The organism is Pseudomonas sp. S49 (assembly GCF_009866785.1).
GTDB lineage: Bacteria > Pseudomonadota > Gammaproteobacteria > Pseudomonadales > Pseudomonadaceae > Aquipseudomonas.
Map to the genome: position 1 here is coordinate 3,327,464 of NZ_CP019432.1, position 21,809 is coordinate 3,349,272.

22 protein-coding genes are annotated in these 21,809 nt (G+C 58.4%); 10 read left to right on the top strand and 12 right to left on the bottom strand.

Annotated elements, in window-relative coordinates:
- Window positions 1-3 precede the first annotated feature (3 nt).
- Window positions 4-768: an SDR family oxidoreductase gene (locus PspS49_RS14655; RefSeq protein ID WP_127927465.1), complete on the bottom strand. Its 765-nt coding sequence runs from the start codon at window positions 766-768 to the stop codon at window positions 4-6.
- Window positions 769-986: 218 nt separating this feature from the next.
- Between PspS49_RS14655 and PspS49_RS14660 the strand changes: the two genes are divergently transcribed.
- The 7 genes from PspS49_RS14660 to PspS49_RS14690 all read left to right on the top strand — a co-directional run bounded on the left by PspS49_RS14660 (window position 987) and on the right by PspS49_RS14690 (window position 9,404).
- Window positions 987-1,925, top strand: a complete 939-nt coding sequence (locus PspS49_RS14660) for an AraC family transcriptional regulator (protein WP_160039927.1) — start codon at window positions 987-989, stop codon at window positions 1,923-1,925.
- A gap of 181 nt (window positions 1,926-2,106) precedes the next feature.
- The gene (locus tag PspS49_RS14665; RefSeq protein WP_160039929.1) at window positions 2,107-2,841 is read left to right on the top strand and encodes an SDR family oxidoreductase; all 735 of its coding nucleotides are present in this window, start codon (window positions 2,107-2,109) and stop codon (window positions 2,839-2,841) included.
- A gap of 356 nt (window positions 2,842-3,197) precedes the next feature.
- Complete coding sequence (locus tag PspS49_RS14670; RefSeq protein WP_160039931.1) at window positions 3,198-4,772, top strand: phospholipase D family protein; 1,575 nt, start codon at window positions 3,198-3,200, stop codon at window positions 4,770-4,772.
- A gap of 100 nt (window positions 4,773-4,872) precedes the next feature.
- A complete protein-coding gene (locus tag PspS49_RS14675) occupies window positions 4,873-5,250 on the top strand; it encodes a DUF5329 domain-containing protein (RefSeq protein WP_127927473.1) in 378 nt (125 codons plus the stop codon).
- Between the two features lie 165 nt (window positions 5,251-5,415).
- A complete protein-coding gene (locus PspS49_RS14680; RefSeq protein WP_127927475.1) occupies window positions 5,416-8,121 on the top strand; it encodes an AAA domain-containing protein in 2,706 nt (901 codons plus the stop codon).
- A 103-nt stretch (window positions 8,122-8,224) separates the two neighbouring features.
- Window positions 8,225-8,707 carry a DUF2867 domain-containing protein gene (locus PspS49_RS14685; RefSeq protein WP_127927477.1) on the top strand — a complete coding sequence of 161 codons (483 nt, stop codon included), beginning with the start codon at window positions 8,225-8,227 and terminating at the stop codon, window positions 8,705-8,707.
- A 130-nt stretch (window positions 8,708-8,837) separates the two neighbouring features.
- On the top strand, window positions 8,838-9,404 hold the full coding sequence (locus PspS49_RS14690) for a hypothetical protein (protein WP_160039933.1): 567 nt from the start codon (window positions 8,838-8,840) through the stop codon (window positions 9,402-9,404).
- A 62-nt stretch (window positions 9,405-9,466) separates the two neighbouring features.
- Here the strand turns inward: PspS49_RS14690 and PspS49_RS14695 are convergent, their stop codons facing one another.
- The gene (locus PspS49_RS14695) at window positions 9,467-9,748 is read right to left on the bottom strand and encodes a hypothetical protein (RefSeq protein ID WP_127927481.1); all 282 of its coding nucleotides are present in this window, start codon (window positions 9,746-9,748) and stop codon (window positions 9,467-9,469) included.
- 81 nt (window positions 9,749-9,829) lie between these two features.
- Between PspS49_RS14695 and PspS49_RS14700 the strand changes: the two genes are divergently transcribed.
- On the top strand, window positions 9,830-10,198 hold the full coding sequence (locus PspS49_RS14700) for a hypothetical protein (RefSeq protein ID WP_127927483.1): 369 nt from the start codon (window positions 9,830-9,832) through the stop codon (window positions 10,196-10,198).
- A 76-nt stretch (window positions 10,199-10,274) separates the two neighbouring features.
- On the opposite strand, the gene alaE is transcribed toward PspS49_RS14700, so the two are convergent.
- Both alaE and PspS49_RS14710 read right to left on the bottom strand, forming a co-directional pair.
- Window positions 10,275-10,736: an L-alanine exporter AlaE gene (gene alaE, locus PspS49_RS14705; protein WP_160039935.1), complete on the bottom strand. Its 462-nt coding sequence runs from the start codon at window positions 10,734-10,736 to the stop codon at window positions 10,275-10,277.
- A 31-nt stretch (window positions 10,737-10,767) separates the two neighbouring features.
- A complete protein-coding gene (locus PspS49_RS14710; protein WP_160039937.1) occupies window positions 10,768-11,691 on the bottom strand; it encodes a LysR family transcriptional regulator in 924 nt (307 codons plus the stop codon).
- 178 nt (window positions 11,692-11,869) lie between these two features.
- Here PspS49_RS14710 and PspS49_RS14715 point away from each other — a divergent pair, with 178 nt between their 5' ends.
- Both PspS49_RS14715 and PspS49_RS14720 read left to right on the top strand, forming a co-directional pair.
- Window positions 11,870-12,517, top strand: a complete 648-nt coding sequence (locus PspS49_RS14715; protein ID WP_038361513.1) for a hydrolase — start codon at window positions 11,870-11,872, stop codon at window positions 12,515-12,517.
- A gap of 166 nt (window positions 12,518-12,683) precedes the next feature.
- On the top strand, window positions 12,684-12,947 hold the full coding sequence (locus PspS49_RS14720) for a hypothetical protein (RefSeq protein WP_174245061.1): 264 nt from the start codon (window positions 12,684-12,686) through the stop codon (window positions 12,945-12,947).
- 62 nt (window positions 12,948-13,009) lie between these two features.
- On the opposite strand, the gene PspS49_RS14725 is transcribed toward PspS49_RS14720, so the two are convergent.
- From PspS49_RS14725 to PspS49_RS14760, 8 genes are all read right to left on the bottom strand, one after another.
- Entirely contained in the window at window positions 13,010-14,308 is a 1,299-nt protein-coding gene (locus tag PspS49_RS14725) for a carbohydrate porin (RefSeq protein ID WP_137217133.1), read from the bottom strand.
- 86 nt (window positions 14,309-14,394) lie between these two features.
- A complete protein-coding gene (locus PspS49_RS14730; protein WP_160039941.1) occupies window positions 14,395-16,800 on the bottom strand; it encodes a glucose/quinate/shikimate family membrane-bound PQQ-dependent dehydrogenase in 2,406 nt (801 codons plus the stop codon).
- Window positions 16,801-17,126: 326 nt separating this feature from the next.
- Window positions 17,127-17,432, bottom strand: a complete 306-nt coding sequence (locus tag PspS49_RS14735) for a DUF6482 family protein (RefSeq protein WP_077572938.1) — start codon at window positions 17,430-17,432, stop codon at window positions 17,127-17,129.
- Between the two features lie 14 nt (window positions 17,433-17,446).
- The gene (locus tag PspS49_RS14740; RefSeq protein WP_077572937.1) at window positions 17,447-18,157 is read right to left on the bottom strand and encodes an SDR family NAD(P)-dependent oxidoreductase; all 711 of its coding nucleotides are present in this window, start codon (window positions 18,155-18,157) and stop codon (window positions 17,447-17,449) included.
- A complete protein-coding gene (locus tag PspS49_RS14745; RefSeq protein WP_150729248.1) occupies window positions 18,154-18,696 on the bottom strand; it encodes a DUF3833 domain-containing protein in 543 nt (180 codons plus the stop codon). The genes PspS49_RS14740 and PspS49_RS14745 overlap by 4 nt, the downstream gene beginning before the upstream one ends.
- 81 nt (window positions 18,697-18,777) lie before the next feature.
- Window positions 18,778-19,335: a GTP cyclohydrolase I FolE gene (gene folE / locus PspS49_RS14750; protein WP_160039943.1), complete on the bottom strand. Its 558-nt coding sequence runs from the start codon at window positions 19,333-19,335 to the stop codon at window positions 18,778-18,780.
- 315 nt (window positions 19,336-19,650) lie between these two features.
- The gene (locus tag PspS49_RS14755; protein WP_038361505.1) at window positions 19,651-20,553 is read right to left on the bottom strand and encodes a bestrophin family ion channel; all 903 of its coding nucleotides are present in this window, start codon (window positions 20,551-20,553) and stop codon (window positions 19,651-19,653) included.
- Window positions 20,554-20,653: 100 nt separating this feature from the next.
- The gene (locus PspS49_RS14760; RefSeq protein ID WP_238786284.1) at window positions 20,654-21,673 is read right to left on the bottom strand and encodes an acyltransferase; all 1,020 of its coding nucleotides are present in this window, start codon (window positions 21,671-21,673) and stop codon (window positions 20,654-20,656) included.
- Window positions 21,674-21,809 lie beyond the last annotated feature (136 nt).

Sequence of the window (21,809 nt, forward strand, 5' to 3'; positions counted from 1 at the left end):
GGCTCACCCGGCTGTGACAGTCATGCCGCCGTCGGCCATGACCACCGAACCGACCATGAAGCTGGCACGATCCGAGGCGATGAACGCGACCACTTCGGCGATTTCTTCCGGTTGTGCGGCGCGGCCGATCGGTGCGGCTTCGCCATGCTGGGCAAGAAAAGCAGGGCCATCGTCGACCACATGGTTGAGGATGTTGGTCACCACATCCCCGACGCCAACCGCGTTAACGCGGATGCCGTGGCCAATGACCTCAAGCGCCAGGGTGCGCGTCAGTTGCGCCAGTGCGCCTTTGGAGGCGGTGTAGGCGGCAATGGTGGGAAAGGCGAAGTAGGAGGCGTAGGACGCGATGTTGACGATCGAGCCGGATTTATTGGGCATCATCGCTTTGACCGCTTCACGGCTATGCAGGAAGGCCGCCGTGGCATTGACCGCCTGAATGCGTTCCCAGTCCTCGCGAGTCATGTCGATGACCAGCTTGTTGATGATGATGCCGGCGTTATTGACCAGGATGTCCAGCCGGCCAAATTGCTCGACGGCCAACGCGACCGCACGCTCGGCGGCACCGTCCTTAGCGATGTCGGCCACCAGTGGTACCAGACCAGGGCGGGCCAGCGCTTCCACGTCGGGGTTTATATCTTCAGCAATGACCTTGGCGCCGCGGGCATGCAGCAGCAGTGCGATGGCCTTGCCGATGCCACTGGCCGCGCCAGTCACCAGGGCGACTTTACCTGCCACTTCGTTCGGGGTGCTGTGCTTGATGTCGGTCATGATGTTCTCCAGCATTGTGATCAAGTAGGGGATAAGCCGTGTCTTTCAACGGCGACGGGCCTACTGTCTCGCAGCGCGGCGAAGCCGGCTTTCGTGAGATTGCCTACGCTGTCGGGGTTTTGCGCCGAATATCAGTGAGGACGGTTCGCCGCTCGGTTCAGCCAGCGAAAAAAGCCCGATATCATCGATCCGGCCTCCCTTATTAAAAGGACCTGTTCATGGCAACTACCGTGCGAACGTCCCAGGCACCGACATCCAGCCAGGACTTGCGCATCACTGGGGAATCGATGCGTGAGTATCTGCCAGGCGATGCGCAGACGTTTACACCGCGTCTGGAAATCAAGGACGTTGTGATTCAGTTGTTCACCCATCGCAGCGTCATTGAGCCCATTCTCGTGCCGGCAGTGGTAGAACCGCTGCTCGTTTTGGTTCTGGCGGGGGCGGCGAGGGTGGAGGAGCGCCTGCCGGGTGGGGCATGGGAGGCGGCAGAAGTCAGTGCCGGCGATTTTTTTCTCACCAGTTCTGATGAGCCTTATGAAATGCGCTGGCAGACGTACGGAGGCGATACCTTCGAAGTCATGCATCTTTATTTGGGGTTGCCGCTGATTGAGCAAGCGTCACGGGAGTTGTTGGGGGAGCATGCCGGGGCTGTTCGATTTCGCGATGTTTCCGGCGCACGGGATGGGCGCGTCGCGTATGTCATGGAGCAGCTGCGCACCGAACTGGTCGGGGAGCGCTTGCCCAGTGCTCTGTTCGTCCGGTCTCTGGCTCAGGCGCTGGCCGTACATCTTGTGCGCAGCTATCGCGCCGAGACCCGACCCGGACGTCGAGTCAACGCCTTGCAAGCCTACAAGCTGCGCAAAGTCACTGATGCCATGAGTGCGGATCTGGCCGCTGAGTTCAGCCTGGCAAAGTTGGCCAGACTGGCCGAACTGAGCGAGTACCACTTCAGCCGCCTGTTCAAGCGTGCGACAGGGCTTTCGCCGTCGCAGTACTTCATTCGCTTGCGCATGGTGCGTGCGCGGCACTTGTTGCTGGAGACCCGGCTTAATGTCATCGACATCGGGCTGGAGGTCGGCTACTCCAGCCCCAGTCACTTCTCCCAGGTATTTCGTCGCGAGGTGGGCGTAACGCCCAGCGAGTTCCGTGGCTCTTGAGTGCCGGTCCGCCACAGGGTTTGCGGGCGATGCATACAGACACGAATAGGCAAAGGTTGCGCAGCTTTTGGCACGCGCCGAGCAGGCCAGTGCCTTTAATCTTTTCGACGTACCCCGCAGCAACGCCCGCGATGTCAACGGTCGGTGCTGAACCTCAATGCACAAAGCAGGAGCTACGGATATGTCGAACATTCAAAACAAAGTCGTCCTGATCACCGGTGCAAGCAGTGGCATTGGCGAAGCAGCGGCCAGATTGATCGCCGCCAAAGGTGCCCATGTGGTACTCGGCGCCCGTCGTACCGAACGTCTGGACAAACTGGTCAGCGAGATCCACGCCGAAGGTGGCTCGGTAAGTGCCTGCGCACTGGACGTGACGGATCTGCAATCCATGCACGCCTTCGTGACATTCGCCAAGGCGCAACATGGCAAGGTCGATGTGATCATCAACAATGCAGGCGTGATGCCCCTGTCGCCTTTGACTTCGTTGAAGGTCGATGAGTGGAACCAGATGCTCGATGTCAACGTTCGCGGCGTGCTGCACGGTATCGCCGCCGTTTTGCCGGACATGGAGGCACAAGGTTTCGGCCAGGTCATCAATATCTCGTCGATTGGCGGTCTCGCGGTTTCTCCGACCGCCGCGGTGTACTGCGCGACCAAATTTGCGGTCAGGGCGATCTCGGATGGCTTGCGCCAGGAAACGGACAAGATCCGCGTCACGGTGGTGTGCCCGGGGGTCGTCGAGTCCGAACTGGCCGATACCATCTCTGATGAGGTGGCACGCGAGGAAATGAAAGCCTTTCGGCGTGTCGCGCTCAACGCCGACGCCATCGCGCGAGCGCTCGCCTATGCCATCGACCAGCCCGACGATGTCGATGTGAGTGAAATTGTGGTTCGTCCGACCGCCAGCCCTCACTGATAAATCCTGACAGCAATGTGTGCTGCGGTTCGGCCGCGGTCGTTGATCAGCGGCCGCTTCCGGACCCGTTGCGGTTGGCGTGATGGGTCGCCAAATCGTAGCGGATACGAAAATGAGTTGCGGTGTCATTTTCATCAGCTTTGCCAGTTGTGTTTTTTCTGGCCGCTGGCTATTGATACGCGCTTTTCCACCTTGGGCAATTCCCGCAATTGACAGCGGATGAACTACGCTCCTGAAACAACCCCGCAGATCGAAGAAACAGTGCGCAAGGTCGAGTCGACCAGAGTGATGGAGGGAACCAACAGGCCGTTCTTCGGGATCCGGCATCCCTGATCGTCACCGTCGGAGTACGCTCCGTGAAAACCCGACAGCCACTGTTTATCTTTCTGTTGCTTGTCTTGCTCTTTGCCGGTTGTGCGACCGTCAATGTTTCTCATGAACCCAGTCAGGCCCTGCCAGCGCGCGATTCGGCATTCGGTCGTTCTATCCTGGCTCAGGCCGCTCCCCATCAGGGTAAATCGGGCTTTCGCTTGTTGTCCGAGAGTGCCGAGGCGTTCTCGGCCCGCGCCGAGTTGATTCGCAATGCGCAAAGCAGCCTCGACTTGCAGTACTACATCGTCCACGACGGCATCAGCACGCGAATACTGGTGAGCGAACTGCTGGCCGCTGCCGACCGCGGCGTGCGCGTGAGGATTTTGCTGGATGACACCACCAGTGATGACCTTGACCGGATTATCGCCACACTGGCTGCGCATCCGCAGATTCAAGTCCGCGTCTTCAACCCGTTGCACCTGGGCCGCAGTACCGTCGTAACGCGGACGATGGGCCGGCTGTTCAATCTGTCGCAGCAGCACCGGCGCATGCACAACAAACTGTGGGTGGTGGACAACTGCGTCGCCATCGTCGGTGGACGCAATCTGGGCGATGAGTATTTTGACGCGCAGCCCGACAAGAATTTCAGAGACATCGACATGCTCAGTGTCGGTCCGGTTGCGGAGCAGTTGGGGCATAGTTTTGATGAGTACTGGAACAGTGCGCTGAGCAAGCCGATCGAGCAGTTTCTCTCGATCCACCCGACGACCCGCGACCTGAAAAACAGCCGCACCCGGCTGGAGGAGTCCCTGGAGGAAACGCGCAAGCAGAATCATGCGCTGTACCAGCAATTGATGACCTACACCACGCATCCACGCCTGCAGGTCTGGCGGCAGGAGCTGATCTGGGCTTGGAACAAAGCGCTGTGGGACGCGCCGAGCAAGGTCTTGTCGAAGGGCGAGCCCGCCCCGTATTTGCTGTTGGCCACCCAGTTGGCACCCGAGCTGAACGGGGTCACCCAAGAACTGATCATGGTCTCGGCCTACATGGTGCCGGGCGAACCGGGGGTGGTGTACTTGACCGGCCGTGCCGACGCCGGCGTGTCGATCAGCTTGCTGACCAACTCCCTGGAGGCCACCGATGTGCCCGCCGCGCACGGTGCGTACGCCCCGTATCGGCAAACCTTGCTGGAGCATGGTGTGCACTTGTTCGAGTTGCGGCGTCAGGCCGGTGACAATGGTGGCAGCGGCAGCGGAACGCGTCTTTTTCATAGCGGATCCTCCAACAGTTCAGACTCCAGCCTGCACAGCAAGGCGATGATTTTCGACCAGCAGAAAGCGTTTATCGGCTCGTTCAATTTCGACTCGCGCTCACTCTTGTGGAACACCGAAGTCGGGGTGCTGGTCGATAATCCGCAACTCGCCGGACGGGTGCGTGAACTGGCACTGGAAGGTATGGCGCCGGCGCTCAGTTACCACACTGTGCTGGAAAGGAATCAGATGGTCTGGGTCACCGAGGATGAGGGCAAACAGCATACGTTGACCAAGGAGCCGGGGAGTTGGTGGCGGCACTTCAATGCGTGGCTCAGCAGCGCCATCGGGCTGGAAAGGATGTTATAGCGCGTGGGTCATCGACGAACGATGGTGCGGGGCGCCGTGGTCTCTGTTGGTGCTCACTTCGATACTTTCATTGTCGCGCAGAGGATAGGGGGTGAGGGATATGGTGCGGCTTTTCAGCCTGTTGCTAGTGGTTGCGGGCAGCGGCCTTACCGCCATCGTTCCGGATGCGCAGGGCCAAACCGACCCGCAAGCCACCCAAGAGATAAAGGCCTTGCTGGACTTTGTCGAACACAGCCCGTGTCAGTTCGTGCGTAACGGAATCGAATACCCGGGACCCCGCGCGCGGGTGCATCTACAGCAGAAGCTGGATTATCTGGAAGGCAAAAACAGGGTGCACAGCGCGGAAGACTTCATCGATCTTGCTGCCACTGAAAGCAGCCTGAGTGGCCGAGCGTATGCGGTGCGATGTAAAGAAAAAGTAGAGCCAGCAAGCGCCTGGTTAAAGAGGGAACTGCAGAGGCAGCGGCAACTGCATTGATCTTGTCTGCCGTCCAATAACAGCCAGAGTGAAGGATTGCGGCATGACTTAACGCATGAACCGGCTATCGACCCTGCACACAATGATGGCAATATGGCCACTTCAGGAGAAATAGCCATCCGGCGCGACGTGAAGCCGGATGTCATGCGTTCAGGGATGAGGAATATGGCTTCAATTCAGGTAGATGGTGAGGACAAGACCGCACAGATCAGCGACTGGGCGATTCGCTGGAGCGACAGGGACGCATTTCTGCAACTGACCTGTCACTATCCCTCCAGGAAAAAATACACCCGCCCGCTCAGTAATTGTCTGGTTTCGCCCACCCGCGAGTTGAGCAATGTCTTGCTGCACAAGCGCGGCGGCACCAAGCCCATCGTCAGCGCTACGATTTACGGCGAGCGCTATGCCGTCGTGCACTACCCGGGCGGCAAAAAACCTTATGTTCACAAAATGGACGGCATCGGCTTTACCGCTCCGACAGCGATGCGGGACACGCCGGTCTTCCGCTATCTCACTGCCGTGGCGCAAGCCCGACAGAGTCACGGTAAGTCGCAGGATGATCGTGAAATTGCCGACAATGTGGTGCGTCAGCTCGAAAAACTGCCCGCCATCGCTGGCACTGCCTTGCAAGCCTACTGTACGGGACGCAACGGCACGCTGGCGCCGGGGCAGGGGCTGATCTATCCGTTCGGGCTGAACGAGAGTCAGCTTAAGGCCGTCGAGCGGGCATTCAGCGCGCAAGTCAGCGTGATCGAAGGGCCGCCAGGAACCGGCAAGACCCAGACGATCCTCAACATCCTCGCCAACATTCTGTTACGCGGACAGACAGTCGCAGTGTTGTCCAACAACAATGCTGCCGTGGAGAACGTCTACGAAAAGCTGGAGAAATACGGCCTGGGCCACCTGGTCGCCAAGCTTGGCAACCAGAGCAAACGCCAGGCCTTCTTCGACGACCTGCCTGCGTGGACGCCAAGTGCGCCCGAGGCGGCACCATCCCTCGATGAGGTCCAGAACCTGCTGGCACGCTTGAAGCAGCACCTGCAAGACCACAACAGGGCGGCGCAACTGCAAATCGAGCTGGACGAGCTGGTCATCGAGCGGCGCTACCTGCAGCAGTGGCAGGCAGAAAGCGCTGTACAGGCCACCGGTACGCTCGACAAGTACGGCCTGACACCGCGCAAGACTGCGGACCTCATGGCCTACCTGGCTTACCTCGGCGAACAGCGCATCCATCTCAAAGACCGTATCGAGCTACTGTTCAAATTCAGGATCTTTCGCACCAGGCCATTCGCCGACGCCGAGGCGCGCATGGCCGTTTTCCATGCCCTGCAAATGCATTACTACGACAAGTCGCTCCGGGACAAGGAAGCGCAGCTGCAGGCGTGCCGTGATTCGTTGGCGCGCGCGAATTTCACGGCGCTGCTCAAAGAACTGACAACCGCATCGATGCAGCATCTCAAGCACCACCTGCAACTTCAGGTCCCGCCGTCGGACAGTTTTGATGTCAAAACCTACTGCGAGCGTTTCGATACCTTTATGCAGCGCTTCCCTATCCTGGGCAGCGGCACGCACTCCATCGTCAATTCGATCGCGCCGGGAGCGGTCCTCGATTACGTGATCATCGATGAAGCCTCTTTGCAGGACATCGTACCGGGCATCCTGCCGCTGGGCTGCGCAAAGAACCTGATCGTCGTGGGCGACAACCGCCAGTTGCCGCATATCCCCGTGACGCTGGGGCTGCAAGCGCCCGCCGAGGCCTACGATTGCGAGCGCTACAGCTTGCTCGATTCGTGCATTGCGGTGTTCCAGGACGCGCTGCCCAGAACCCTGCTGAAAGAGCATTACCGCTGCCACCCCAGGATCATCCAGTTCTGCAACCAGCAGTTTTACGACAACGCACTGGTGCCGATGACCGAGGACAACGGCGAAGCGCCCCTGCGTCTGGTGGTGACGGCCAAGGGCAACCACGCCCGGAAGAACACCAACCTTCGGGAACTGGACTCCCTGCTGAAGGTGCTAGAAGAGGAGGGGCAACCCGTCGGAATGGACGGTGAAGGCCGCGGTTACATTGCCCCGTACAGGGCACAAGTTAATCTGTCCGGCACGCACTTGCCGGCGGATTTCGTCAAGGACACCGTGCACAAGTTTCAGGGGCGCGAGTGCGACGAGATCGTGTTTTCCACCGTGCTCGACAAGAAGCGCTACAACCAGGGGCGAACACGCCTGGATTTCGTCGACGACCCCCGCATGATCAACGTGGCCGTTTCGCGGGCCAAACATCGCTTCACCCTGGTAACCGGCGATGAGGTGTTCACGGGCAACAATGGCCACATTGCTGCGCTGATCCGCTACATCAGCTATTACGCGCAAGACGAGCAGATCGTGCGGGCGCCGGTGGTCTCGGCATTCGACTTGCTGTACCGCGAGTACGACCAGTCTCTGGCACGCCTGGACGCTCGCTTGCGGCCTGAGGATTCACGCTACAAGTCCGAGCAGATCGTGGCCCGGTTGCTGCGCGAGGCACTGTCGGCCCCGGCGTGCCAGGCATTGAAATACCACACACAGATTCAGCTGGATCAGCTTGCATCACCGGCTGGCCTCGACTGGACGCAGCCCCAACAGGCGTTCATGCGGCGCGCCAGTTGCGATTTCGTGATCTATTTCAAAGTGGGCAAGCAACCGATAGGAGTGATCGAAGTCGATGGCGGGTACCACGACCACCCCGTACAGGCCGCTCGGGACGCCATGAAAAATGAGATTCTGGCTAAGAGCGGCATTCCCATTCTGCGGCTGCGGACCGTTGAGAGTGGCATTGAGCGCAGAATTGGCGACTTTATCGGGCAGTGGGCCCGTCCCGCGAATGGCGCATAAACACTTGGGTCAGCTCGTCAGACACTGATGGCCTGGCCCGATGTTTTCGCCCCTGAAATCTTCATTGTCGAGTGACGAGTCGGACCACCGACAGGAAACATGCATGGCCAACACATCACCCGCTCACACCCTGAGTGCATTGCCCGATCTTGATTACTATCACAGCAGTTCGATGCCTCTACCTGTTGAGATAACCACTCTTGATGCCTGGAACTTCATGAGGGCCAAGCCGGGGCTGTTCATGCGACTGGCTTTTCGGACGAGGGACGTGATTTCCTCACTGTTCGGGGTGAAGCGCATCGGCGGGTTCTCCGGCGCCAGGCGAGAAACCGTACAGACTGGAGAAAAGCTGGATTTTTTTCTGGTGGAGCATACTGCCCCCGACCTGCTCGTTCTGAGCGTGCGCGACCGACATCTGGATGTCATGATTTGCCTTTCGATAACAGATTGTGTGTTTACGATCACATCCTCTGTCGTAACGCATAACGTCTTTGGGCGCATCTACATGTTGCCGGTGGGTTTGGTCCATAAGTTGCTGGTCAATAGGGACCTTGGGCGTCTGAAACGAAATCTTGAAAGAGAATAAGGGACAAAACATGGTTCCTGATGCAACGTGATACTGATGCTTATCGGAACAAGGGATACTGAGACCAGGAAACCACAGATAACTTCAGAGACGCGCTTAATAAACTACCCAAGCATTACCTGGAAATAGCATGCAAGAAACAAGGCCTGGCCCACCAAAGAAAATAATGAAGAAACGAGTTATTACAGCTGTTGTGGTTTTACTTGCGGGGGCGTGGATTAATTATTTTTTTTGGGCCGCCAACATTTCATCACGAACAATTTTAATGCCGGAAATTCCGGAGTTGACGACATACCTGCTGACTGGCGCTATTTTTGGGGTTGTGTTTGCAGTTCCAACAATTCGCGCCGGCACAACGGCAAGAAGCACGATAAAGTCTTTTTTGGGTGGTTTCTGCCTGAGTTTGATGTTTTCTCTAAATTGTTATTCTGTCGCCGCCTACCTGTTGCCTGGTGAAACTGTCAGTTATGAGTCTGCGTATGAAGTTACTTATCCAGGGCCGCCCATCGGGAAATACAGTCGTTGCGAGGCTGGTCTGTGGATCAGTGTTCCAGACACGGATCGCAGGATTGAACTCTGCACAAACAAATCAGATTTGAACGAGCAAATTGGTCGCGGTATATATGCCGTGTGGGTGACTGCTCGCACTAATAAACTAGGCACTTACATTGTTGGCTATACATTTTTTCGCAAATAAATCTGTCAACACGAAATGTTTTATAAATGTGGTCTTTACCTGAAATCCCGAAAATGGATACCTCAGAACTGCAGCTCATCACACATTCTTTGCAAAAAATCGTCGCCGGCGGCGCACTCAGACAGCAAGTGATACCCTAACCAGATGTCCCAACCTGCAGCGAGCGTCAGGTCCTGGCGCTCGAAGTCGGGGCAGATTGTTCCGTCCAGGCCGACAACGACTTCGCCCACGCGTCGAAAGCCCCAGGCATCAACCAGTTTGCTTTCCAGCGACTTCCAGTCGGCATCCGACAACTCACCGAATTCGATAAGTAAATGGCCATTTGCAGCGTGGAAGAGATTCATAGGTTCGCACCGGGGGAGGGGGTATAAGATCGACTGGGAACTGTCATTCAAGTAACCGCACGACGTTGGCAAGGAGCATTCATGTGTGTCATCAGCATTGATCGGGATAGCGTGCATGCCGGGGATGATCTGGAAAGTCATGGAACATCAATCAAGCTTGATCCAACGCTAACACTGCGCACATTGTGCGAAGCGATCCAAGGTATGGGGTACTTGCCTGCCATCAGTGGAGGCAAGGCGACGTGGATTATTTGTTTATCGGGCAAAGACGTAGGTGTTTTAGCTCAGCAATGGCCTGAACCCAAATTGACGATCCCCGCCGAGAGCATTCTGAGTCAGTATTTTGCAGATTCCGAACCAAGCCTACTGTTCAAATATTGGTGCCAGGCAGATCCAGACCATGTCTTTTCACAGATCAATGCAGGACGTGAACCACCGTCCCGATTGTAGGAGTGGGAGGAAGCTTTCTACTCATCAAGAAGCTGCGTCGGCGGTATTTCTCGAGCGACTGCTTCCGGCTGTTGATTCAACCCTTCAACGACATCGGTCTGTCCCCACCCGGAGGCAAGCCAAACAGCCTCCGCACCCCGTTAAGAAACGCCCCATAAGGCCGCCCCAGAACCAGCATCATCACCGCCGCACCCAGCGTGCCGCGCATCAATCCTTCGCCCGATGCACCACTGAAGGCAATGATCGCCGCATAGATCGGCACTTGAAAGCTGACCAGGGCGATGCTGTCCCAGAGCAACCTCGACACTCGACCCTGACCGGCGCGCGTCATCATCCAATCCCGCCATAGGCCGTAAGGTCGCGCGACTGGAATCATCAGCGCCGCGCCCAGCAGGCGCGCGTGCAGAACCTGATCCCAGGTCATGCCGGCAATGAAACGTTCATTGATGATGCCGGTGGTGGTGAAAAACAGGATCAGCGCCGTCGTATCTGCCAAGAAGGCAGTCCGACGCGTTGGGCTTTGCAGTAGTTGCGGCACCTCAATTCTCCTTTCATGGCTTCAGCTTTCCTCAGCCAGACGCCGGCGCTTCATCGTGCTGTGACAGCGGCTGCACCGCGAGGTGCGGCGATTCGCCGAAGTACTCGATCAGCAGATCAGTGAGCACGCGTATCTTGCGCGCGGGATGCGGGCCTGGCGCGCGGAGGAGGTACGCACCGGCCGGGGGCGGTGGATGGTTGGTCATGATCGGCACGAGTGCACCCGAGGCGATGTGTTCGTGGGTGAGGCAATCGGGCAAGTAGGCGACGCCGAGGCCGGCAGCTGCGGCCGCAGCGAGGGCAGTGCCGTTGTCAGCCTTGAAGCGTCCTTGCGGGCGAACCGTGATGATCTTGTCATCCGCCATGAATTGCCAGGCTTCGGTGCCTTGCATGAGCGCTTGATGGGCGTGCAGTTCGTCCGGGGTTTCTGGGGCGCCGTGCGCTTTGATGTAGTCCGGGCTGGCGACGAGCTTGGTGTAGACCGGGCCGATACGTCTTGCGATCAAATTGGAGTCCTGCAGATAACCCACGCGAATGGCGCAATCGTAGCCCTCGGTAATCAGGTCAACGAAGCGATCGCTGTAGCAGGTCTGCATGTGCAATTGAGGGTGACGGCGCGCCATTTCCGCCAGCACCGGGGCGAAATGTGTCGGCCCGAACGACAACGGCACTGCTACGCGCAAGCGACCGCGCAGGGCGCCGGCGGGCAGGATGGTTTCCTTGGCGATGTCGATTTCGCTACAGACTCGGGCGGCGTAATCGCGGAACGTCGCGCCGGCCTCGGTGAGCGATGCCCCGCGCGTCGAGCGTGCCAGCAGTTGCACGCCCAGTTCTGCTTCAAGCCGGGCCAGCCGGCGGCTGACGATTGATTTCGAGACCCCGAGCCGCAGCGCAGCCTGGGAAATGCCCCCGGCATCGGCCACTTCGACGAAGGTTTGCAGTTCTTCGATATCCATTTTCGCGTTCCCCTTGGCGCGACACAGTTCGCCTCGGGATGCTACTACTGCGACGGATATGGGAACAGCACAATGGGTTTTCCAGGCACGGCGCCACTCGCGTGCATTCTGGAACCCTTAGCCGCACGGGCTCCGGCCGTTTCACCCGCGTGCGTTACCCATACAAAAGGACCTGCAAATGGCAAGCGAAGCAATCCGCAACCCCCACACCGATCAACTGCTGACGCCCGAGAATTCAGCATTGATCGTCATCGACTATCAACCGGTTCAGGTGTCCTCGATCCGCTCGATGCCACGCGATGAACTGGTCTTCAACATCACCAGCGTTGCGAAAGCGGCGGTCAACTACAACCTGCCGATCATCCACTCGACCGTCAATGTCGCGACGGGCCGCAACAAACCACCGATTCAAGAGTTGCAAGCGGTGCTCGGCCATCTGCCAACCTATGACCGCACGTCGATCAACAGTTGGGAGGACACCGAGTTCAAGCAGGCAGTCAAAGCGCTCGGGCGCAAGAAACTGATCATGACCGCGCTGTGGACCGAAGCCTGCCTGACCTTCCCGGTGCTCGACGCGATCCAGGAAGGCTATGAGGTTTATGTGCCGATCGATGCGGTGGGCGGCACGTCGCTGGCCGCGCACGAGGCGGCGTTGCGCCGAATGGAACAGGCGGGGGCGAAGCTCATCAGCCGCGTGCAAATGTACTGCGAACTGCAACGCGACTGGGCGCGAGAGGTGACCGTGCCTGGCTTCATGGGTGTGTTCGAAAACTTCGACGGCTTCAACGCTGAAAAGGCGCTCCAGGAGGCTGGCAACAAGGCCTGATTAACCGGCAGTCGCTGAAGGTGGCGCTGGCGGCATTCGGCGCTGCCTTCTTTTGGTCTGTTTCGTCACCTGAAAATAATCTGAACGGCCTCGGAACCTGCTCGCCTAATGATTAGCTTGTGGTCAATCGCACAGGCGCTGTGTCAATAACGGCACACTCCGAGAGGTGGTCAACGTGGCGAAAGACGAAAAGAAAAGCAAAGACAAAAAAGGTGACGCTTCGAAAGCCAGCAAGGACTTGAAAGACAAAAAGTCATCACCCGAGAAGAAATCAGCGGCAGCCTCGGCGCTTTCAAAGTCTTCCGACAAGGACAAGAAAGACAAGAAAAAAGATGCCGCGCCCAAGAAGTCTGCCAAGAAAGCCGATAGCAAGCCTGAGAAGGCCAAGGATTCGAAGAAGGCTGACAAGCCGGCTAAAAAGAAAAAGTGATCTTGAAGACAATAAAAAACCCGGCATTCAAACCGGGTTTTTTATTGCCTGCTATTTGGAGATCAGAGCGCCGCTTTCACCTGCAAACCAAACACCAGTGCATTATCGATGTCCTGCCCGGAAAACGCGCCCGGCTCGATGATGTACTGCATATTCGGGCGCAGGGTCAGCCAAGGCGTGGCTTGATAACCGTAGCCGAGTTCGATCAATTGCTCGGCGCTGTCCAGGTTCGGGAACGCTGTGCCGTTGTTCAATGCTGCGTCCTGCAGCACGTCACGGCTGCGCGGGTTCGGCACGGCGCGGCCGTAACCCAGGGCGACGGTGTCTCGCGGACGACCTTCAAACGGTTTGTACAGAACCACGCCGGTGCCGTACCACTTGCTGAACGGCGAAGCCGCTTCGCTGGCCGCCGAGTATTGGCCGAAGGCGTGCAGGCTGCGGCCTTCGGACGTCGGCGAGTTCCAGACGGCCTGATCGATCAGCAGGTAATGACCGCCGCGACCGGACACTTCTTTGTCGCTGCCAATGCGTTTTACGTCGGAGCTGTCGTAGTAGTAACCGAGCTTGTATTCGCCGGGCAGGGCGCCCGCATGCTTGTACACCAGCTCGATCGGCACCACGGTGCCGGTGGTGTGTTTCGGGCCAAGATGCCAGGCGCGGCTGGAGTTGCCGTTGCTTTGCGGGTCGACGTTGAACGCGGCCACGCGCAGTTGCCACGAGGACGACAGGTCGTATTTCACCCGCACGCCCAAATGGGCATTGGGGTAGTTGGTCCAGCCGCTACCGCCAGACATGTTCAGCGGATGACCGCAGAAACCGGCGTTCATGAAGTTGCACAGAATGCCGCTGTCGAGGCCGCCGAGGTCATTACCCATGGCCATGTAACCGAGTTTCACATTGAGCGCCGGGGTAAACAGGCTGCGCTCGTAACTCAGTTCGGTCAGGCGCGTGTACAGGCCACCGTAGTTTTCCTGGATCGGCAGACGGTTGCCGACCAGATCTTCCGAGGCGCTGTTGCCGCGACGGTCGTTGATGGTCAACTGGACCTTGCCGGCATTGTCGACGCCGTACAACTTGCTCAGATCGAACTGCACGCCGAGTTTGATGTTCTGCGAGTAGCGCGCCGAGCGATGCAAACCGCCGTCGGCGTTGTATGCCATTTCACCGCTGTAGTCGCCGGTGAACTTGATGCCTTGTTCATCCATCTGGTGACGCAAGCCACCCCAGTCACCGGTAAGGGTGCTGCGGGTCAACAGATCGGAATCGTTATCGGCCAGCGCGGGGAGGGTGGTGGTGCACGCGACGCCCAGCAACAGGCCTTTGAACAGGTCGGAACGGGAAAAACCAACAGCCGATAGCATGTAAATCTTCCTGCAGAAAACTTGAGCAATAGGGGGGAAAGCAGCGCGGCACCCGAAGGTGCCGCGCTTTACGTGGACACCGTGATTTATGGCAGGGCGTAAGCCATCACGTAGTCGCCGCGATCGGTCGACTGACGCGCGCCACCCGCGGTGATGACGATGTACTGCTTGCCGGTTTTCGGCGAAACATAGGTCATCGGGCCGCCTTGGCTGCCGACTGGCAGACGTGCTTTCCAGACTTCTTCACCGTTGCCGCTGTTGAAGGCGCGCAGGTAGAAGTCCTGGGTGCCGGCGATGAAGATCAAACCACCTTGGGTCGACAGCGTGCCGCCGAGGGTTGGCAGACCGATCTTGATCGGCAGGTGCATGCGGATGCCCAGTGGACCGGTGTCTTCAACGGTGCCGACCGGAACCTGCCAGGCGATTTTCTGGGTCTTCATGTCGATCGCCGTCAGCGTGCCGAACGGTGGTGCCTGGCAAGGAATGCCGGCCACCGACAGGAAGCGGTTCTTGTTCACAGCGTACGGCGTGCCTTTCAGCGGTACGGCGCCCATGCCGGTGTTCAGTGCTTCGCCACCGCCAGCGGCTTGACCCTTGTTCTGCGACGGAATCATCTGAATCCACAGACCCAGGCGCATGTCGTTGACGAAGATGAAGCCGTGTACCGGGTCAGTGGAGATGCTGCCCCAGTTCATGCCGCCCAGCGAACCTGGGAAGCTCAGCGATTTGTCCATGCCCGGCGCGGTGTACAGGCCGTCGTAGCGCATGCCTTTGAAGTCGATGCGGCAGAGCAACTGGTCGTACGGCGTGGCGCCCCACATGTCCGATTCAGTCAGGTGCTGAGCACCGATTTCTGGCATGCCCACCGATTTCGGCTGAGTCGGGGAGTACGGTTCGTTCGGGATGTTCGCCGCTTTCACCGGTACTTCTTTAACCTCGGTCAACGGTTTGCCGGTCGCGCGGTCGAGCACGTAGATCTGCCCGGCCTTGGTGCCGATGACCAGTGCCGGAATGCTTTTGCCGTCCTTGGTGAAGTCGATCAGGCTCGGCTGCATCGGCAGGTCGAAGTCCCAGAGATCGTTGTGCACGGTCTGGAACACCCAGCGCTCGTCACCGCTGGTGGCGTCCAGCGCGAGGATCGAAGCACCGTAGGTGTGATCGAGTTTGCTGCGCTCGACACCATAGATGTCGGTCGACGAACTGCCCATCGGCAGGAACACGGTGTTGGTCGCCGGGTCATAGGACATCGGCGCCCAGCTGTTCGGCGTGCTGCGCACATAAGTGCTGCCGTCGGCCGGTGCGTTTTTATCCTGCGGATTGCCCGGGTCGAAGGCCCAACGCATGGCGCCGGTGATCACATCGAAACCACGGATTACGCCGCCGGGCATGTCGGTCTGCACGTTGTCAGCTACGCGACCGCCAACCACCACGGTGGTGCCGGCCATCAGCGGCGCGGACGACAGCTGATAGTAGCTGTCCGGCACGTTACCCAGACCGGCCTTCAGATCAACCTGGCCGTTGTTGCCGAAACCCTGGCAGAACTCGCCGGTGTCCGCATCGACCGCGATCAGGCGGGCATCAATGGTGTTGGTCAGCAGACGACGCTGGCAATTGGCGGCCGGCGCAGGCTTGGCTTCGATGATTTTCGAATTGGCCGGCTGAGCGATAGCGGCGGTGGCGTCGAAATAGGCCATGCCACGGCAGCGCTGCCAGACTTTCGACTGAGCGTTGATCGCGTTCTTCCACAGCTCTTTACCGGTGTCGGCATCGAGGGCGATCAGGTTGTTGTGCGGGGTGCAGATGAACACCTTGTTGCCAACCTGCAGCGGGGTGAGCTGATCTTCAGCACCGTTGCCATCGCTCTCGGCGACGTCACCGGTGTGATAGGTCCACGCCACTTTCAGTTTGTCGACGTTGTTGCGGTTGATCTGGTCCAGCGCGGCGAAGCGGCTGCCACCTTCGGTATTACCGTAGTGCGCCCAGTCCTTTTGCGCCTTGTCCGGCTCGACCGGGGTCAGGCCCGGGCCAGTGCCGGTTGCCGCCACGGTTGGATGGGCGACAAACATATTGCCGGCCGCCACAACCACGCCGACCGCAAGCACCGCAGCCACAGCGTAAGCGCCGCGACCGGCAACGCCACCGTTGGCACGCTTGAGCTGCGGATAAACCAGCGCCACGACCAAGCCGATCACACTGAACATGAACAGGCGCGAGAACACCGGCCAGAACACCAGGCCGGCATCGCTCACCGCCCAGATCGCGGTGCCCACCAGGAACGCGGCGAACAACCACGCGCCGGCAAGCTTGAAGCGCGCGATCAGCAGACCGGAAACGGCCATGACCAAGCCACCCACCAGGAAGTACCACGAGCCTCCCAGGCTGACCAACTTCACGCCGCCCGCAGCCAGCGCCAAGCCGAGCAGGGCGATGACGACGCCCAGCCCGATCAGAATGAATTTTGATATGCCCGAGAGGCGTTGACTCTGCTTCACGTTGAGTGTCCCGTTGAAATGAGGCGCGCATTATATAGTTAGGTAACTACCTAGTTAAATCACTAATTCAGTAATAAAGCGTTATTGGATTTTTGATAATCCGCTTGGGCCGCAAATGGCGCTCTGACAGGCTTCAACAGAGCTTTTGAAAACCTGCAAAAGACGCCGTTTTGTCAGAAAAAATCATGGTTATGACAGCATTTCTATTTTGCTGTTTTCAGTCAGCCAACACCGTTCAACTGACGCACGGCCGTAACACCAGCTTAGCGGGTACGCGACAAATGGGGCGGCCCCCGCTCGTTACCAGTTGATGTGCGTGGTTCGACTCATACGGGCGTAGTGAGCGAAAAGGGAATGCGCAGCTCTTCGACAGGCCCTGTATCGCGCCCGCACATTTCGTCGTGCACGCATTGCTGCACCAGCACGCAGGGAAAGGCCGGCACGGTCTGCAGCAAGTCACGCAGGTGGGTGATCGAGCGCAGGTGCATCGGCTTGGCCGCGTCATCCAGCAGGGTGAACTGGCCGTGATCCAGACGGATCCGCGCCAGATAAAAACCACCTTCGAGTGACAGCAGCTCCAGTTCACGTATTTCACTGTTGGCCGCACGTTCGGTGAGGGCTTGCAGGTTCATGCTTCACTCCTTGCCTACCAGGGTAGGCGTTCTCCATCGTAGGCAAAGAAATGGCCGCTGTCGGCCGACGTCAACTGGTCTATCAAGGTCAGTAACTGTTCAGCGGCAACGTCTGCCGGACGGGCGCTGGAGGCGCCGCGAAAAGGTTGCGACAACCCCGACACCACCGTGCCCGGGTGCAGACTGAGCAAGCGACTCTGCGGGCGCGTGCGTGCCAGTTCGATGGCGGCGGTCTTGATCAGCATGTTCAACGCAGCCTTGGAGGCGCGGTAGGCGTACCAGCCGCCCAAACGGTTGTCGCCAATGCTCCCGACCTTGGCCGAAAGCATCGCCATCGCTCCCCGAGGATCGAGCAGTGGCAGGAAATGACGCAACACCAATGCCGGTCCCAGCGTGTTCACTTGAAACACGGTTTGCAGCGCCTCCGGCTCGATTGCGCTGAAGCTTTTTTCCGGTTTGATCCCTTCGCGATGGAGCAGACCGGCCGCGTGGATGATCAGTTGATACGGCGCTTCGCCTGCCAGTTCGGAGGCGGCACTGGCAATCGTTTCGGGCCGTTCAAGGTCGAGCGCGGGGAGGGTACGGCGCCCCAGCGCACGAACGTCGGCACAGCGCGGATCCTGTTTCAGCAGTTGGCAAAAGGCTGTGCCGAGGGCGCCACTGGCGCCGATCACCAGCGCGCGATAACCGTCGCCGAGCGAGGCCAGGGTCAATGCGCGGTTCATTCGCTGACTCCGGCACCCTGGCGACGGAAGAACAATGTCACCTGTCCGACCTCTACGCCGAATTTGGACATGCTGGTGCGGTTGATCAACGTGTCCTCGTCCATCAAGTACATCCAGTCGTCCATGCTCATTTCGTAAGTCGAGTCATCGACCGGCAGGTTCAGGCGATAACGCCAGTGCAACGTGTTGCCCGCGACCCGGCCCTCGGCGACACCCACCACGTCAGCCGCGCGACCGCTCCAACGCCCCTGGCCTTCGGGCGTGAGAGTCCAGACGCGACGTTGGCGGGTGCCGTCGCTGTACAGGAAGCGCTCGTCGAGAATCAGGTTGTTGCCCTCACGCCGGCTGACGATGTTGACCTCAAAACGCTTGGCCACCTCACCGTTGCGCTTCTGAAACATCCCCCAGGCTTTGACGGGCTGGCTGAAAAAACGCTGCAGGTCCAGGGCCGGTTGTTGCTCGGCATAACGGGCAACATCTACGCTGCCGCAGCTTGCGACGCTGAGGACCAGTGCCAATAACAGCAGAAATCGGGTCATCGCCTAACTCCCTGAAACACACAAGTGAAGAGGGTGAGATTCGAACTATCGGCTTGTACAGTGACTGTCCCCTGTATAGCTTTATCGACGTCCGATCAGTTGCAGGAACTCCTGCCGTGTCGTCGAACTATCCCGGAAAGCCCCCAGCATCACGGAGGAGGTCATGACCGAATTCTGCTTCTCAACGCCGCGCATCATCATGCACATGTGCCGCGCTTCAATGACCACCGCCACACCGGCGGCATCGGTGATCTGCTGGATGGCGTCGGCAATCTGCCGTGTAAGGTTTTCCTGGATCTGCAGGCGACGCGCGAACATGTCTACCACCCGCGCGACCTTCGACAGCCCCAGGACCCGGCCGGTGGGGATGTACGCGACATGTGCCTTGCCGATAAAGGGCAGCATGTGGTGCTCGCACAAGGAATACAGCTCGATGTCGCTGACGATCACCATTTCATCGCTCTGCGACTCGAACAAGGCACCGTTGGTGACGTCTTCCAGGCTCATGGTGTAGCCGTTGCACAGGTACTGCGTCGCTTTGGCGGCGCGCTTGGGTGTGTCCAACAGTCCTTCGCGCTCGGGGTTTTCACCGACGCCGACGAGAATTTCACGGTAATGGCTGGCTAATAGTGGGTTCATTCAAGGTGCTCGCGGCAGTGCTGTGCGTGAGGCCAATCCATAGCGAAAGAGTTGTACGCAATGAAGTGCTTTGTATAGGTTTTATTGAAGATAGGCTGAAAAAAATCACCTGACAATGAATCGGCAATCTTTTTTATGCAGATGCGAAAACCTCACATCGCAAAATGTGAGACCGCGAGGAGCGGGAAGCAGAGGGGGATGACAGTGAGCGCTCCGGGAGATGTGTGAGCGCGGTGCGATCACAAGCGATGTTGTGCGGCGTTCTGATTGATTTGGAAACCGTCAGACGTCCTGACGGTTACCGATTGCTGCACCTCAAGCGTTCTCTTCAAGCCTGCGCACGTCACCCAAAGAATCACGCTGCATCGACTGCAGGTTTTTCTCGATGGTTTCGCACAGCGCTTCCATCTGAATCTGGTGTTCGCTGTGGCGAAACGGGCTTTGCAGATCGGTGCCGATGCGTTCGATGGCCAGCAGCATAAAACCGACCACGGTCGAAGCCAACGGCGTGAACCAGCCCAAAGACTCCACCAGCCCGACGGGCACGATCAGGCAGAACAGCGAAATAAACAGCCGCGGGAAATACACATAAGGGTAGGGCAGCGGCGTATTGGCAATCCGCTCCATGCCGCCCTGGCTGTTGGACAAATCCACCAGCGTCGACTCCAGCCGTGCCAGACGAATGCTGTCCAGGCGCCCGGCCTTGTATTCGCGAGCGAGCAAGGTCGCGGAACCGGTGAGAATGTCATTGGCAAAGTTATTGGTCGTGCCACTGCGGGCGAATTCATTGGCGGGAATAAACGCGCGGACTTCCTCAGGGCAAGGCTGGCCTTGCAGATGCGCGGCGAGGCAATTCACATAAGCGACGTGGCGGCGCAACAGGGTCGACTTGACCGGATTGACCTCGCCATCGGGATCATCCAGCAACGTCAGCACCTGGCGGGCGAAGCTGCGCGAATTGTTGATCATCGAACCCCACAACGTGCGTGCTTCCCACCAGCGGTTGTAAGCGCTGCTGTTGCGAAAACTGATCAGCACGATCAATGCCGAACCCAATAACGTCAGGGGCATCAATGGCAGGTTCAGCTTGGCGTTGAGGAACAACATGAAATCGACGGTGACGGCGATGTCCCAGAGCAGCAGCCAGAACAACGCCCAGCCGACATAGCCCAGAGTCTTGATGATCAAACGGTATTTTCTGACGATGGCTGCTTTCAAACGGAAACCTCGTGGTGAGCGGTAAGCGTTAACGCCTTAGCTCGGACGCTGTTTTCGCGGGAAAGGTTCGCTAAATCGCTTCAGCTTTCGTCGCCGCCGGCTAACCGGCCCGTAGACGATTGAAGGAAAATGACAGGGACCTTTTCATCAGTCTGGCCATTGGCGTTTCGATTTTTTCGTGAATGACATAGGACGCAGCGATCATCAAAGCCACGGTGCCCCACAGCAGCAGGTGCGCATTCACCGCCGGATAGGCCATGTTGAAGATGATGAAACCGATCATTTGATGGAGCAGGTACAGCGGGTATGTGAGCGCTCCCAGGGTCGTCCAGTTCAATTGCCCGATGGCGGCTGTTTTGTTGGTTGCGATCAAAAGGAAGGTCATAAAGAAAACGATAATGACGCTGCCGATGATCGAGGGATCGTATTGCGTCGCATATTTGCTTTCGATCGACTCGGCCCAGGTAATGGCAGTAAAGGTGGCCAAGGCCAATGCGCCCGCCACCAAGGCAATGCGCAGTTTTGTCATACCCTTCGCCCAGATCAGGTAGAACGTGGCACCGGCGATGAAGTAGGCCGCGTAATCAGTGATGAGAATCGAGCGCAGCTTTTCGAAAGCGAGGACTTCCGCGGTGGCCGACACCAGTAACCACAGCACGAGGCAGGGTTCGATTTTGTCTATTTTCTTCAAGGCCAGGAGAATCGAGATCATCAGGTAGAACTTGATTTCGACAAACAGCGACCAGTAAACGCCGTCGATGGGCGGGACGCCGATCAGATCGCCAAGGAACGTCATGTTGATCAGGTATTGATAAAGATCCGCGCTGAATCTGGGCTGTCCGAAGGCGAGTGTGATCAGAAAGGTGAGCGTGCAGCACACCCAGAATGCCGGGCACAGGCGCACCACGCGGGAGATGAAAAACACCTGCAGATTGTTGCTCGACGCCGTCATCAGGATGACAAATCCGCTGATCATGAAAAACAGTTCCACGCCCAGGTAACCGTATTTGGCCACCTCGGCCAGCAGCGGATAGGGCATGACCGACATGTCGCCCCGCGCATACCCGCGAAACGCGTAGTGAAAAATCACCACGGCGAGCGCAGCCAGGAAGCGCAGCAAATCCAGTTCCTTCAGTCGTCGGTTGTTCATGTTTGGGCGCTCCGGACGTGTTAGCGCTGATTGAGAACTGACGACTCTGCCGAGTGGAATTCGACCCAAGGCGAAAGCTATGGCAGCAGGAGGGGGCATCGACTGT